The 14,932-nt window shown below is 48.8% G+C and carries 14 protein-coding genes and 1 pseudogene; 4 read left to right on the top strand and 11 right to left on the bottom strand.

Features of this window, described 5'->3' with window-relative positions:
* Positions 1-422 precede the first annotated feature (422 nt).
* From QFI97_RS12630 to QFI97_RS12620, 3 genes are all read right to left on the bottom strand, one after another.
* Positions 423-1,277 carry a hypothetical protein gene (locus QFI97_RS12630; protein ID WP_346431306.1) on the bottom strand — a complete coding sequence of 285 codons (855 nt, stop codon included), beginning with the start codon at positions 1,275-1,277 and terminating at the stop codon, positions 423-425.
* A 97-nt stretch (positions 1,278-1,374) separates the two neighbouring features.
* On the bottom strand, positions 1,375-1,833 hold the full coding sequence (locus QFI97_RS12625) for a hypothetical protein (protein ID WP_071701107.1): 459 nt from the start codon (positions 1,831-1,833) through the stop codon (positions 1,375-1,377).
* 1 nt (position 1,834) lies between these two features.
* Positions 1,835-2,032, bottom strand: a complete 198-nt coding sequence (locus QFI97_RS12620) for a helix-turn-helix transcriptional regulator (RefSeq protein ID WP_071701106.1) — start codon at positions 2,030-2,032, stop codon at positions 1,835-1,837.
* A 223-nt stretch (positions 2,033-2,255) separates the two neighbouring features.
* Here QFI97_RS12620 and QFI97_RS12615 point away from each other — a divergent pair, with 223 nt between their 5' ends.
* A complete protein-coding gene (locus tag QFI97_RS12615; RefSeq protein ID WP_071701105.1) occupies positions 2,256-2,831 on the top strand; it encodes a hypothetical protein in 576 nt (191 codons plus the stop codon).
* Between the two features lie 24 nt (positions 2,832-2,855).
* On the opposite strand, the gene QFI97_RS12610 is transcribed toward QFI97_RS12615, so the two are convergent.
* From QFI97_RS12610 to QFI97_RS12590, 5 genes are all read right to left on the bottom strand, one after another.
* Entirely contained in the window at positions 2,856-3,785 is a 930-nt protein-coding gene (locus QFI97_RS12610) for a tyrosine-type recombinase/integrase (RefSeq protein WP_346431305.1), read from the bottom strand.
* Between the two features lie 46 nt (positions 3,786-3,831).
* Positions 3,832-4,284, bottom strand: a complete 453-nt coding sequence (gene radC, locus QFI97_RS12605; RefSeq protein ID WP_346431304.1) for a RadC family protein — start codon at positions 4,282-4,284, stop codon at positions 3,832-3,834.
* Between the two features lies 1 nt (position 4,285).
* A complete protein-coding gene (locus QFI97_RS12600) occupies positions 4,286-4,747 on the bottom strand; it encodes a hypothetical protein (RefSeq protein WP_346432087.1) in 462 nt (153 codons plus the stop codon).
* Between the two features lie 119 nt (positions 4,748-4,866).
* Positions 4,867-5,259, bottom strand: a complete 393-nt coding sequence (locus tag QFI97_RS12595; RefSeq protein ID WP_199981111.1) for a DUF2787 family protein — start codon at positions 5,257-5,259, stop codon at positions 4,867-4,869.
* A 269-nt stretch (positions 5,260-5,528) separates the two neighbouring features.
* On the bottom strand, positions 5,529-5,903 hold the full coding sequence (locus QFI97_RS12590) for a helix-turn-helix domain-containing protein (protein WP_039695432.1): 375 nt from the start codon (positions 5,901-5,903) through the stop codon (positions 5,529-5,531).
* Between the two features lie 190 nt (positions 5,904-6,093).
* Between QFI97_RS12590 and QFI97_RS12585 the strand changes: the two genes are divergently transcribed.
* From QFI97_RS12585 to QFI97_RS12575, 3 genes are read left to right on the top strand one after another with little or no spacing between them, the layout of a single operon-like run.
* Positions 6,094-6,621 (top strand): hypothetical protein, encoded by a 528-nt coding sequence (locus tag QFI97_RS12585; protein ID WP_087856095.1) that lies wholly within the window; start codon positions 6,094-6,096, stop codon positions 6,619-6,621.
* Positions 6,622-6,635: 14 nt separating this feature from the next.
* Positions 6,636-6,995: an acyl-CoA dehydrogenase gene (locus tag QFI97_RS12580; RefSeq protein ID WP_346432086.1), complete on the top strand. Its 360-nt coding sequence runs from the start codon at positions 6,636-6,638 to the stop codon at positions 6,993-6,995.
* 35 nt (positions 6,996-7,030) lie between these two features.
* Entirely contained in the window at positions 7,031-7,366 is a 336-nt protein-coding gene (locus QFI97_RS12575) for a hypothetical protein (protein ID WP_346431303.1), read from the top strand.
* A gap of 255 nt (positions 7,367-7,621) precedes the next feature.
* On the opposite strand, the pseudogene QFI97_RS12570 reads toward QFI97_RS12575, so the two are convergent.
* From QFI97_RS12570 to QFI97_RS12560, 3 genes and pseudogenes are all read right to left on the bottom strand, one after another.
* Positions 7,622-7,744 (bottom strand): annotated as a pseudogene (locus tag QFI97_RS12570) (IS3 family transposase); the annotation flags it as partial.
* 81 nt (positions 7,745-7,825) lie between these two features.
* Positions 7,826-8,974 carry a PD-(D/E)XK nuclease family protein gene (locus tag QFI97_RS12565; RefSeq protein WP_346431302.1) on the bottom strand — a complete coding sequence of 383 codons (1,149 nt, stop codon included), beginning with the start codon at positions 8,972-8,974 and terminating at the stop codon, positions 7,826-7,828.
* A gap of 7 nt (positions 8,975-8,981) precedes the next feature.
* Positions 8,982-14,930 carry a DEAD/DEAH box helicase gene (locus QFI97_RS12560; RefSeq protein ID WP_346431301.1) on the bottom strand — a complete coding sequence of 1,983 codons (5,949 nt, stop codon included), beginning with the start codon at positions 14,928-14,930 and terminating at the stop codon, positions 8,982-8,984.
* Between the last annotated feature and the right edge of the window lie 2 nt (positions 14,931-14,932).

Genomic DNA, 14,932 nt, shown 5'->3' with positions numbered 1-14,932 from the left:
CACTCACTGCGCTCGTTCGCCGTATTGTTTAATGACATGAGAAGGGGATGAAGCCTCCGTAGTGCTGCATGCCCCTAGGCTCTCCGTTGCGCTCAATGGCAATGGTGCTCGCTGACCGCTCCCCCCATTGTGTGTAGAATATTCACTGGCAGAAACGCAGAAAGCCCTCGCAGATGCGCTAACTCGTCAGTTGATGACAAGGATCGGGTGCGCAGAGGCATCCGTAAGACCCTGCAGAAAACAGACGGTTACGTTAAAACCGGAGCAGTTGGAATTTTAAAGTGCATCAACGCAATCAAAATCACTGGCCAGCGCTGCAGTTTTACAACTACAAAATTGCAGTGGTCGCCGGTGTTATTCGTCGTTCCACTGCAATTTAATCACCAGCAAAAGTGCATTGCGGTTGCTGCATTACCGATAAATCAGTGCACCTTCCCTGGGAGTTGCCCAAACGAAAAAGAAACGACACCTGTTCCGAGTGAGTCCAGGGTAAGCAGGCTTTTTAACAGTGTCCGGCCTTTCAGTGGCTCTATTCTTGACTTAACAAGGGCGTCTTTATCAGTCAGTGTGTAATCTGCTGTGTGCCAGACTGTATTTAGGGCGCATGAAAGCAGCCTCGCGGGGTCTTTATACCTGAGCACGATTACCGGCGTGTTGACAGTCGACGAATCAATGAATGCCCCACCACTTCGCGACATATGCGCTTTTAGCCCCTTAATCAACGTACTGTCATTGGGCAGGAATAAACACAACTGTGGAACCCAGAAAATACGCTCTTCTGGGCCATCAGGCATATGTCGCATCATGCTAAAAGTTCCTGTGGCCGGTCCGGCGTATCCCAGACGGTTAAGAACCCGGCTTATCCTCTGCTTATAACGACCGATTTGCGCCCTGAGCGCCCCAGTGTTCTTCCATGGCGGCGGAGTTTGCGTCTCCTTGTTGTAAAACAGGACCACTCCCACGTATTCTGCTGAATTCCCCGGCAGGACATGCCACATTGCCAGTTGCTTCAGAATGCGTTCCCGCTGGCAATGCGGACAGACAATACTTTTGCACGGAGCTTCATTTCTGCACTGCCCGAGTTTTTGGGCAATGACGTTATAGCAGCGATTGCTCCCTTTCAGTTTATTCAGCAGATGGATAAGATGCTGCAGTTCATGCTCACTTTCCTGCTGCGTAATAAGTGTGGGGAATGCCTGACTTAAAATCTCAAGCGTTGAGGGGGCGTGGCGAATGTAATCCGGGTTGGATGTTCTGAAGTAATAAGATTCGTTCATCTTTGATTATTCCTGATTGAATTGATTACCCTGCCACCAGAGTAGAGTAACAGGGTAAGGTTCATTTATTGACTAAACAGAAATGGCAGTCCACCGGTTACTTCAGCATGCCATCCCCATGCATTTCGACTAACTTATTTTCATCCCAGTGACAGGATGAATTCGGATCGTCCAGGTTAAAAAAATCTATACGCACTGCAGGCCCCTGATATAACTTATGCTTCCCGGTAACATCCCACCCCTGATAATGCAATTGCTGAGCTGCTGTACAATATGCACAGGCCCTGCTCCCGCAGGGAATGTATTTGCAACGCTCAAGAATTAGCGCCAGTTTGCCGTAGACATTCCACAGGCCGTCGCGTCCCCTAATATCCTGCGTGAGGGCGATGGAAACCCAGTAAGCAGATACATAGTTAAGCTTATCTATCCGAACCTTCTGCTCCTTTAACACAGCAGCTATCTGATATTGTGGTAAACCAATTTGTTTCCCCATGGTTTTAAACCAGGGAACTAACTTTTTGTTCGTTGCACTGGTGTTCGAATTTATCTCTTTCATTTTACTCTCCCGCCTGCATACGACCGTTAACCCAGTTTTGAATTTCATTTAATCCCCAGCCCACTGCCCGGCCACTATCACCAGTCAGTTTTTTAGATTCTGGAAAGGCTCCTTTCGAGATGAGTCGGTACAACGTCGCTGACGAGATCCCCGTCAGATGAAGAACCTCTTTTTTACGCAAAATACGGTTAGTGTTCATGCTTGTGCTCCTTTGAGCTGTTTCAGGAGCGGGGTTATTTACAACCACCAAAAAACGCAAGGATTCGCCCAACGCTGCCTTCGTTGAGCACATTGAAGGCATCGTTCATGTTTATGTCATTCGGAAGTACTTTTTATGTCTCTGAAACGGTCACATAAAGAGCCCTTTTCTACTGAGGCTCAATGATGATATTTTAAACAAAACATTTTCATGGAGGTGACCAGTGATTGGTAACCAAAGCAACAAGGCTGACGCTAAATGCCACCGGGAACGGAAAAGCAGTAACGAGGTCTTTGAATTTCTGGAGAAGAAACTCTATCTGGGGCGGGATACCCGGCAAAAGCTGGCGCTGATTGCCCGGAAATTGACGGGAACGGGTTTTAGCCCGGATAAAATCGACGCAAAGAAAGCGGCGGATGTGCTGAGTGCCTGCGTAAATCACATGTTTAACGATCTGTTCAGTGAAGGGGAGCATAACGGGGTTTATAGGCTTGAAGAACACCCCATGATTGTTCCGGTCAGATCCCCAAATTCATTAAAAATCTACACTGCTTACCAGGTCGTTAAAGGCCGCTTTGATAAACTCCACACGGGGGAGTCAGATCGTGAGAAATATGCATCGGTAGCAGAAAAACTTAATGAGTATGGAAAGTGGAAACCCCCGTTTAAACAACTATCTGACGGAAAAAAATGGACGCGTGAGGATGTTGCATGGATGCTTCAGCCTGAAAATATCAATGCACAAATTAACGTCCAGAATCAAAAGTACGCGCGGTTGAGTGCTGAAGATAAAACTTAAGTCGCTACTGAATCTCCTCAGCAGCTAAAAACACCTGATACGTTTGCTGGCGCTGATTTTCATGCTCTCACCACGGCAGTCATAGCGTGTAGTCGTGGATATGTCGCTGTGTCCTGCCAACTGGCGGACGGTGTTGATATCCACACCCTGCTCCAGCAAGCGGGTGATGAAGGTACGCCGCATGTCATGTGGAGTAAAACGTGCAATACCTGACGTATGCTGTAACTCCACCAGGATACCCGTTAACCCGGTTGTTGTCAGAGGCTGGCTGGCGGTCTTCCCGTTGCGCTGGATACGGCTGAACAGTGCGTTTTCAGCTTCGTTTACGCTGACCTTCAGCCAAGCGCGGATAGCTTTATCAACTGCATCCGCCACGTGAATTTCACGGTATTTACGCCCCTTCCCTTGCCTCACCGTCAGGATGCCGTTGTCATAGTCCCGGCGCTCAAGTTTAACCAGTTCCCCGGCCCGCAAGCCTGTTCCGCAAAGCGTCAGCACAATGGCGGTATCACGACAGCGCCGTACCGGTTGCGGATGCTGTTTTGCGGCATGCATCAACGCGCGGATTTCCTGCCTGTCCAGCGCCCTTCCCTTGCGCTGGATATCGCCGCTCACACGCTTAACAGACCGGATACGAGCCAGCGTTTCGGCATTCATACAATTAAGATTAAAGGCTGTCTGCGCCACTCCCCGGAGCGCTGACAGCGCCATGTTGACCGACGACACGGCGTAACCGTCATCCAGCAGTGCCGCACGTACTTTAGCGACGGCGGCGTAGTTAAGTTGCTCCCACGGATAGACTGCTGCATTAGTACCGCGTTTAAGTATGCTGGCGCTGCGGCTTAACAGGCTGGTGATGCCCCGCCGCCCCGAGGGTGCCAGACCGCCAATATACGCATCTAACACGGTGGTTTGCGCCACCGGCACAACCTGACGTAACGCAGCCCTGTTCATGTGCCTAACCCGCAATAACGTACATTAAACCAGGTAACTTTCAGCATCACACCAGCCCCCGTTCAGCCATCGACACCGTTTCAGTCCCGGCGACGATAAAGTGGTCAAGCAACCGCACATCCAGCATTTCCAGCAGCTCCTGAAGCTTTTTAGTCAACTTGATATCGCAACGGCTGGGCTCAGGCTCGCCGCTGGGATGGTTGTGGACAAGGATGACTGCGGCGGCATTATGTTTCAGCACGCGTTTGATAACTTCGCGGGGGTGAACGCTGACCGAGTTTAGCGTACCCCTGAACAGGATTTCTCGGTGCAGCAGCTGATTCTGATTATCGAGTAGGATGATGCCAAACTCTTCATGTTCAAGCGGTGCCAGCTCAACCATCACGCACCGTTGGACATCATCAGGGGAACAAAGCTGAACCCCACGCTGGTAGTACCGGCTGATGATGTCACGCGCCTGGTCAAGAATACGGGTTTCACGCTGGGTAAACATGGTCATATCAGAACTCCCGTTCAATGAAGTAAATGGCGTCGGGAAACAACTGGCGGCGGGTTACGCCAGTACGCAGGGAGAAAGCTTTACGGGGCATGGTGGTTCGCCCGTTGCTGTCGAAGAAGCAGAGCGTTTCTTCATCTATTTTGACCAGAAGGGACCAGTGAAACTGGTCGCTGAGCATAATCAGACGGGAGTGATCAGTGACGTCAAGAAACCGCTGCATTTCCCTGAAAAGCCGCCCGTCTGATAATCCCCGCCTCCCTGCGAAGGGTTTGGTGATTTGAACCGGGAATTGCCGGCTGTGATGCCCTTTCTGCAAAACCTGAGCCATCAGCCAGTCTAAGCGGTCTTCTTCAATTCCTTCAGTCAGCCATTCATGCAAAGGCCAGCGCTGCTGATAAGTCTGAATAAGCCGATTCATTAACGGGCGTCGTTTCACTCTGCCGTCATACAGCCAGCTCAGCATATTGACCACGCAATAAGCACCGCAAAGACAGTCCAGTTCTCCCTGTTGAGACGCACGTATCCCTCTGTTATCAGTCACAGATAATTCCCCATAAGGTAGTGATGATTAGTGCGGCGGGATTAGCTTTCCCACAGGACGGTAATGGTGTAGACGTTCATGGCGTGATACTGAATAAAGTTGTATTGCCAGAGTTCAAATAACTCCCTTCCGGCGTTAACAGGCAGGTCACCAACATGAGCAAGAAAGACATATTGCTGACTCCAGCTAATATCAATTTCCTTTTCCAGTTCGGGGTAAACCACTCCCATATAACTGAAGTCGGTGATGTAATCGAAATACCATTCATCATTGCATGAAATAAGCCGTATTTCGACGGGATGGAAACCGCCCTTTTCAGCGCTGTAACTCAGGTCTTTAAATAACAGACTGACGGCTGTAATTTGGGCTTTATGCGGCGGTGGATTTCCCGCTTCATTTAATATGATATTTATTAATTCCTGATCGACGGGCATAGCCAGCCCTTCCTGATGGATAACACTCATCGTTTTCATTCCGAAAAATATGCATTTGGATTGATGATACAAACCAATAATTGACCATTTCCCATACTGACTGTTTAGACGATAGACGTCCTCCCATCAGAATGGGATAATAAAATGAAATGCTAAGTTGGCAATTAATTTGTATCAGCCACTGGACAATATGACACTATCCAGCAATGTTATTTTACCAGGGCTATGCTTTTAATGCAAATAGTTTCACTCAGGAACTAATTTGGTTGTTATTTTATAAACTCATCTAAAAACATAATCAAGCTTTTTCTCTTAGTGTTATCTAGCTTATTCCAGACTTGCTCGAGACGTTGTTTTAATTCAACGTCAAGCCCAGTGGCATAGTTAATCGGGATATCAGAAACATTTAAATCCTCCATACAATCAATAAAGAACCAGCTGATTGGAGTTTTTAAAGCAACGGCAATTTTGACTAAATGAGCAATATTGATCTTATTCGTTCCGCGTTCATAGCGGGAAAGTTGTTGTTGAGAGATATCGATAGTCTCTGCAAGATCGGCAGCAGTTAGCCCTGCTTCTTTACGTCTGGCCTGAATACGCTGTCCTACCAGCTTATCAGCTGAATCTGCCATCAGTTTAACCATCATTTTATCTCCAGAACGTCCATAAGAGGAATTCTGGGGCCTTTTTACTCTTGCATGAACATCCCTAATGGACATAAAATTGATATTTACGTCTTTTATAGACAAAAACGGCTGCAGCCGATCAACCAGGCTGGATTGAAAGCCCCATCTGTTGAGCAGCAGAGCAAAGGTGGACAAAAAGGAGAATATTGTGGCAACCACCATTACTGAGATAACGGATTGCTTTGAGTACTTTTTCAGCTCTCTTTACCGGCGAGAATTTGTCAAAACACTGCGTCTGAACGAATGTAGCGAGCGGGAATTACTGCCTTTGGTACGTTGCTATTTGCTGGGTTGGTTTGCAGACAACGTCTCGCCTGAAGTCAAAAGCAGGCTACCAGGAACGGTATCCGGGCATGGTTTCATTGATTTTGTGATTGACGATGTGGCCGTTGAGTTTGCAGTCCGTAAGCCAACAGCTGCTCGTTCCAATGTCTCCGCAACCGTCAACAGCACGGAGGTAAAGAAGCTGATGAAGCACGACGGCAAAGCCCTGCTTGTGCTATTTGACTTCTCTGACACACCCTATTCAGAAGAACAGATCGAATCTTTCCGTAACTGGCCCTCCCTGGGTCGGGGGAATCACCGTAAATCAGCTTTCAACGTTGTGTATTTCTTTGTGGAAAAACGCAGACCTCTGGCACTGGGGAAAATCACCAAAAACATTCGTATCAACTAACAAGGAATTTAATGATGGAAAGAATATTTGTTGCGTTATTACTGGCAGGCGTTGCCCTTCCGACAATCGCTGCTCAGTACTCCAAACCCGGCGCTGTTTTAGCCTTGAAACCAAGTAATAGTAATGCGGAGTTCAGTATAAGTGCATCAGTCAGGGATGGCTCAGGGACCTGCAATATGGAGGGGACAGCACAACAAATAGCTGCTGGCGAGAATCAGAAGCACCGTTGGGTTTGGAATGATAGTTCCAGCCAGTGCGTTGCAGTGTTCAGTGAAATGAATAATGGGAAAGCCGGTGTTATGACGCGTGGTTGTGAAGGATACTGCGGTGCTTCTGCGTCGGGTTTAATGGATGGCCAATACAACAAAAAATAACAAGACAACAACTTTGAATTGAAGGAAAACAATAAATGAAAGTAAACATGCTTCTGGTGTTGATTGCAGCGAGTTTAATGGTCGGTTGCGGTGATAAGATGCCCAAATGCAACAGTGATGATGCCAAGAATCTGGTCGTTGATATAGCGAGGAAAACGATAGAGAAAGGAATGACGTTTGATAAGGATGTCCGAATTTCTGTCGATAATGTCAGGACTTTAAGTCATGAGCCAGGTCTTGAAGTTTATCAGTGTGCTGCTGATCTAACTTTCGCCAAACCAAACATGAAAGACTCGTTGCCAATTTCGTATCGGATACAGAAAACAGAGGATGGCAAGGGACAATTTTATATAAATGTGTATGGTTTATGATAGTTAAACGGCAAAGGATGCCAGTCGACAAGAAGAGGATTTTTTTTAGAATTTGACCGGTGGATGGGATTGATTCAGATTAGCACAACAACCGAAGACATTCATGCTACACATTAGTATTGTTAGGGACTGTGACCAATCAATGACCGACGCCGTTGTTCCGACGCGCTAACTTAATTGACTCTATATGTGCGCTCCGTGCCATATGCAGACATTAAAAAGAAACGCATGTATTAATCAAAAGGGAGCAGGTCACAGGCTGAGCTCACAGGCAGCGGCAGCGATACCAATACGCTCAGCCAGTTTCAGGGCTTCATCGAGGAATTAGGGTGTGTACTGCTTACGGGCCATTTTGCTGGTCGATGCTGGTTTTATCATGAGTAATCACCGCTGGCTGAGCGTCAATATATTACGGGTAAGATCATCGAGCGTTGTTTAAGGTAAGCGTTTTCTCCAGGTCTAATTCTCTCCTTCACTCTGCCAGTGAAACTGAAACGCCGATCTTCTTGTATCCTGCATATTGATGACGTAGAAGTTGCGGGGAAAATACTCTGTTGGTGTCTCACTGAAGGTGTTTAATCCGTACAATGCAATTTGTTTTCCTGTTATTTCCGTTGGGTCTGGGATGGTGCAGGAAGGCACACGAAAGACCTTAACAACTGAATTATCGGGTAGCAGGATCTTCAGCGTAAGAAGATGATCGTCACTTTCCGCATCAAGTAATTTTCCACTGATATCGATTCCGCCATGCTGATACTCAGAAAGAGACGGTTGCATCTGCTTGCGTAGCTTTTCTGTCCAGGCCGGGCACGAGCAACGGCAGGAACAATGGGAGCAGTACGTGCCTGGACAAGCCAACTCATATACTGAAAGTGGGATATTCCGTGGCAAAAGTCGATTAATATTTTTGATAATCGTAGTGACCCGTTCAATCAGGTCTGTATTCAGTACCCCTTCCCAACTATCACGGCTCCCCGTCAGAACTAACCCAATGTTCATATCAGGTGCTCGCTCTCTTACCATTATGCCATAGGCCGCAATCTGTAACAGGTTAGTTTCTTTCGGCTGGTTTAGTTCGTCTGTTACCTTTCCGGTTTTCAAATCAACTACGTTTAACCGATCGGGTCGCTCCTGATATATGAGGTCGGCCCGCCCATGCATATCGAAATCATTGCTGGTCAGCATAACCTCCCGGCCAACGGGTAATGTTTTTTCGTGTGCAGGGCCCCCTTTTACGAAAACAGGTGGCATAAGCGATCTGACGTAGCGGATCTGGGTAACAAGCATTTGGCGTGACACCAGCCCGGCAACGCCGTGACGGTCATATATCCAGTTTGCTACCGGCCCGGCACGTCTATTGGCTGTCAGCTCGATCGAAAAATCATTTTCCAGTTGCCTGAGGGTATAATTCCCAAAAGCGGCCTCCCTGCGTATCACTGAATTGACCCGTTGATGTATTACCTGGCCCAGAATCACTCCCGGGTGCAGCGGTAAACGAGCGTAAGAATGAGCTTCACTTTCCAGCAGGTATTTCGCCGGGCAAACGGCGAAATAACCCAACAAGGAAGGAAGCACCGGACGAGTACGCGATAGCGTCATTTCATTCATTGCATTATCACTCCTGAGATGAGGACGCCTGAGTCCGTAATTTCGCCATTTCAGTCCCCATGCGGCGGGACAACGCAAAAGTATTCGTCGCGTCTACGTCCACCTCATATGAAAATGCCTCAAGTTCGGGGTTTGCAGCAAATGCAGCATCGGGATCCCAGAATGGATGTAGTACGGCGGCCCACCGCCCGTCACCGGTGCGAATCACGGGTATATTCCCCATCACTTTTACGTCACTGTCGCTGTATAGCGAAGCGGCCTCTTTAGCTAATCGTAGGGCATTTTCCGGCCAGTCAGACACGCCCGGAGATGTAAAATCACCGTTCAGCCCGGCGTTATAGGTTTGATCCAGAAGAAGTTGAATAACATCCAGTCCCAGACGCCAGTCCAGCAACCCGTGATACGGCTGGTTTCCGTATCGGTGCAGGCAGTGATAACATCCTTGAAAGCATCGTTCGCGATGATCGGATTGCAGGAACTCAGCCAGCGGGTAAGCCGATTTGTTATTTAAAATCTTCTTCATGACCTCAAGTATAATGAGAGAACCGGATGCGTCCTTCTGCTGCAGCCGTTCACATAACCCTGAACCATTAACCAGACGATCGGCCATTTGCAGAACTGGTACCGACTTACCGTTTTTCAGCATTTGAACGCGGGGTTCCAGAATTTCAATTTCTTCAGGATCAATATCCAATAGCTCTTTTGATGCATAGTTAACAATGATAAAAGACGCCGAGAGCGCAGCAGCTCTGAATGCCGGAGTTAGAGTGGAAAACTGTAGCCGGAGACCCGGCGGGGTTTGGGCAACCATCAGCGCAAGTAGATCAGTCACTTTAGGCGCGGCAAGATAAAATGTGTTTCGGGTTTCTCCCCGATCGTTAAAGCGGTTTTTAACTAACAGGTCGGCCTCAATAATTTGACTATCCATCCAAACCCGGTTAGCCCAAAGCGGCTGGTAGGTCCCCTGCTTTCTGAAAGGGACCGTTAGGCTCCCCTGTGTTGCGCTGAAACCACGCCATGTTTTATCGGTATAAATTCCCCGATTCAGGCGGTGCAGACATGTCTGCGGCTGAAGCTGTATCGCCACATTAACGTCAGGCTCTGGCGTGGCAGAAAAAGTGTAGGCTTCTGCAATTGATACACGACTGGCCGTGGTCAGGATCTGATCAAAATCCTCTTTGGCCGATTTTGGCTCCAGCGTGGTGATAAATCCATAAGGAACATAGCATTGATAGCGCTCTGCCTTATCCATAACGGCACCGCAGATAGTACATTCGGTGGCCAGAGAGTTTGCCTGAGCCCAGATGTTGCACACCGGACAGGCGGTCATTGTTCTGAGTTCACCCGGTTCGCAGGCATTTGAATAAAATGATCGTGGATTTTTTCTGCTCTGTTTAAGCAGTCCACTATAACCTGCTGTAAAGTAGCGTCGTTTATCCTGAACCAGAATTTTTCCGGGGGCAAATTCCTGTATCGCAATATCCAGATCGCGGTCCATGCTGGCGAATTCGATTTCTTTTTCACCTGTGCTGACTGGCCTTGTCAGCAAAAGGCGTGATCGGGTCGGCATGCCATACATTGGGAATTTACCGTGTTCCGCCAACGCTTCTGCCAGTCCTTTCGCCTCCATCGCGCTGTCGTTCAGTACGGCGTTGATATCCTGAATCAGCTGTTCCGGCGTCAAAGGCTGAATAATTTTCTGGAACAAATAGGGGTTTTGCTGTGTGCTGGTCCGGGCAAATTCATCGCGCGCCAGGATGGTTGCTTCGATAGCCTGCCGGATTTTTGGCAGCCAGTCCGTTTGGTTTTCTTTCAGCCAGTGCACCGGGAAAAACTCACCATGGTTATCAGGGACGTGTGCGTAGTCGTCAACCGGCCATGGGTGATCGGCTTTTTCCGTTTGCTGCCTTAACCACTTGAATGCCGACACCAGCCAGATTTTTCGTACCAGTCTCTGGCAGATCATTTCCAGCTTTGTGGTCAGAAACGGTGGCGGAGGGAGATCGCCAGTAATTTTTTCCGGGTGGCGGAAGTAGAACAGATCGTGGCTCTTGCTGCGACACGCGGTTAAGACGAATGAAAACGCCTGTCCACGTCGTCCGGCACGTCCGACACGCTGTTGATAATTAAAGCGCTGTGGTGGCATGTTGGCCTGAAAGACCGCGCGTAAATCACCGATATCAACGCCCACTTCCATGGTGGTGGTTACGGAAAGCACATCGACCACGCGAGCTGCCCGGTCAAGGTCTCTATCGGGCGCAAAATCTTTCATTCCTTCCGGTAAAATATCATCGTCGTCGGCAATCAGAATACCTTTAAACCGGCGTAGCCTTGCCGCCGGATTTTCGGTCATTCCAGTCAGTTCCTCTGAGCGCATCCTGTGAATACCAGAAGAATGTGAGAGACGTTTGCCGAGATAGTGTTGCATCTGGAGCGTTTTTGCCTCACTGCACGGCGTTTCTGGTAAAGGAGAGTAGCAGCGAGTACAGATTCCCGCGCCGGTGTGCATGTGTATACGCCCACAGCGGGAGCAGCGCCAGACGCGATCTGTAGGTTCCGCCAGGCGAAAATGCATTTTACCAATATCAATAATACCGCCCTGATGACCCGCCAGCTCTAGTCGCCGGAGAAAACTATCAATTAAAGATAAAGGCTCGCCTCCTGAACACTGGCATATCTCCTGTGTAAAACGGTACAGGCGGTTTCTACGATTGACATCGCGCGCTGAACTCCATGGAGTTTCTGGCTTTGTATATTGTGACGGGGTAACCCGGTATGCGTCCGCCAACACACGAAACATTGCGTCATAAATCGCGAGATGTTCCCGTGAGTCGTTTCCGGTAATGGGAAGGCAGGGATAACCCCAACCGGACTCTTCCAGCGCGAAGTAGGTTTTACTGAATACGCTTTCCCCCACCAGCCGTTTCAGATCGCGTGAAATCTCCTGTCGTGCCACAAGCAGGTTGTCTTCATAGGATGGAAGCGCCTTCCAGCACCACTCCCCCTGCGTGTTCTTTTCAAAGAGTTGTTGCCATGCAAAGGTCAGCGTGCCTTCTTCATGTTTTTCTGGATCGGGAACAGGCGCGATGCCAGTACGATCGGAAGGGTGAATACCTGCATCTACCTGCGCCCTTAACAGCGGGCCAAGCGGTTGACCTGCATCCGGTGATTCAGGTTCGAGGATTTCACGCAGAGGTATGCTGTCAGATTCAGGCTTTGATAATAACCCTCTGATTTTCTTTCGTTCATCAGCAAGTTGATCCAATTCATCCTCTTCCTCATCCGACCTTACGCTGAGGTTAACTAGTGTTTTGTTCCGGTTCTCTATCTCTGCCTGGCGTATTTTTAGTTGGTTATGGGACGGTTTATCAGCCGCAATAGTCTGTAGCGAATGGACAACAATTTCTCGTCTGACGTCGTCATGGTGACCCGATTCCAGATCGAGCGCCGCCCTTGCGGCATCTTGACGACTGTCTGAAAACGTTACCAGTTGCTCACGGCTACCCGATCGCTGTAGTTCCGCCATTAGCGAGCTGGCCAGTAGTTGTGTCGTTTTCGAAAAACCGACGCGAAAGCTACGGATTGGGGAGAGCTTACCTTTGCCGTATTTATAGGACGTACCACACGCCGGACACTGAAAAGGTAGCGCCGTTCCCGGTGACTGGCTGGATGACTGGCCTCTTTCCGAGGAGGCAAATTCACCGGGTTTGACGTAATAGAACCAGCCCGCTATATGGTTTTCCGGTAGCGGTTTTAAGAGCGATACTGGGTGTTGAATAGTGGCGGTAAATGGATCGTAACTGGCTTTTACCCAAGTACCAAAAGTATTGTCATTATCGCTGTTTAGCTCCTCATTTCCTTTCGGCCAGAAACGTTCGACAACGGGCATAAATAGCGCATATTCTTCAGCAGATCGGCGTTCTACCATGACTGATTTTGCGTGTTCGGGCAGTTGTTCCGTATCAGGGTCGTTGGGTAAAAGTTCAATTCGACTTTCTGAACCGGAAAAGACCGAAGGTTTACCCCCCCAAAAGAGATTACCGCAACATTCACAATAGAGTAATTCGACACGCCGCGATTTTTTATCTTTGCCGTAACGTAAGCCGGACTCCACGGTAAGATCGCCAAAATATCTTTGATTAATTTCTTGCGCAGATGCAGCGCTAGGGACGGGCAATGGCGCGACATATAACCCCTCAAGAGCGCGCAAAAAAGCATGAGCGCGGAAACGTGGCGCACCGATATCATCAGGAAAGGCATGTGAAAACCATTGCGGCCAATCTCCCTCAGTCGAACGTAACCAGATTAATGCCTGGAGCGCTTTGTCACTATGGGGTTGGGCGTTAAAAAGGCGTGAACTAAGCATTTTGATTGACGTAGCTCTCGGAGAATGATCGTCCGTATAGCAGCCACTTTCAAGCAGGTTGCTCGCCTGTAAAACGACACGTTGCGCTAGTTGTTCTGTAGAGGCTTCACTGGCTGTCATTTCCATGCTACGGGCGACATTCTGCCAGTGTTGTAATGAGGTAAGTGGTGCTTGCTGTAACTGAAGCACTGCGTGATAAAACGCCTCCAGATCCCCCTGGAAAAGAGACATATTGCCCGGGGGAAGGGGGTCACCTTTAATAATACATTCTCTCCAGTCGCTGGAAGAGGCACCTGCGGGTAATCCCCGCTGACCGAACATCCCCCATAAATATTCGACGCTTTGATCACCTTCAGCACCTTCAACGGGTAAAGAGGCGCTGGAGGCCAGAATGCGCAATTTGTGTCGGTGTTTTTCCTGATCCAGCCCCAGCCGGCTGATCAAATGTTTAAGCAAGTAGCTGACTTCAGTACCAGCGGTTCCTCGCTGTAGATGAAGTTCGTCAAGAATAAGATAAAAATAGGCATCAGGATCGCGCTCAATCCACTGTCGGGTTTGCTCAAAAATAGGATCGTCCACCTCGCGAACCAGCATCGTTGAGAGCATGCTGGTGTTGGTGATCAGAATATCGGGCGGTGTCTTTTGCATTTCCCAGCGGCTGAGAACCTCTCCGCCAGCGGTTCGGGGGAAATTAAACGATAATTCGTTATCCTTGTCCTGCTGCGCTTGTCGTACCGCCTCCTGATGGGTCTCTTCCGTTAATTGCATATATTCACGCAGCTCGGTGATTTTTTTAGCCACGCGCTTTTTCTCATTTTTTTCTTCACTGAGTCGGGGATGTTTAAGCCAGCCAGTTACTTTAGTTGCGCTGGTATAACGGCCAAAGAAGATCCGGTTGCCGCCGAAATGCGTATCCATGACATCATGAGCTTCGCTGGAATCCAGCGCCCGTCGCATACGTACCAGTTGGTCCTCTACCAAGGCATTCATCGGGTAGAGGATCAGCGCGCGTACCGCTTTCGGACGAGCAGCGGCTTCATGCTCGCGCATGAAGCTGGGCTGTTTATCCGCTACCTTATGCCACCACGGTTGCCAGCGCTTCAACGCCGGGCTTTGCGGCCAGCCGGTAGCTTCTTTTGCGATCTGTGCCAGAACAGGCAGTAAAAATGATTCGGTTTTACCGGAACCGGTCCCGGAGGTGACAATGCCCGGTTTCCCTGGCTGTACCCCTCTTTTCAGCATGTCCAGTTGATGGGTATAAAGATTAAAACGTCCCTTAGTTGAATCCGTTTTATTGCGGGGCAGAAGTCCACCTAAACAGAGGTCGATGAATGCCGCCCTTTGTTGCGCATTAAACCCTGGCAACCATGTCTGACCATGAGCATCATTTCGTAATTCACTGATAGTTAAGCCATAGTTCTCATATCGGGACATCGGCTCAAGAAATAGATCGGCGCATAATGTCCCTTGCTGTTCCAGTAACGCTCGCCGTTCGGTCTGTATGTCTGATGAACCAATACGGAAGGCCGTTTCAAGGTACGAAATATAAAAATCTCTTATTGATTCAAATGTTTCCAGTGGGTTATTCATTA

It is taken from the genome of Klebsiella scottii (assembly GCF_036561945.1).
Taxonomy (GTDB): domain Bacteria; phylum Pseudomonadota; class Gammaproteobacteria; order Enterobacterales; family Enterobacteriaceae; genus Klebsiella; species Klebsiella scottii.
The sequence above is the reverse complement of the archived record's forward strand: the minus strand, read 5'-3'. Positions and strand labels throughout refer to the sequence as shown.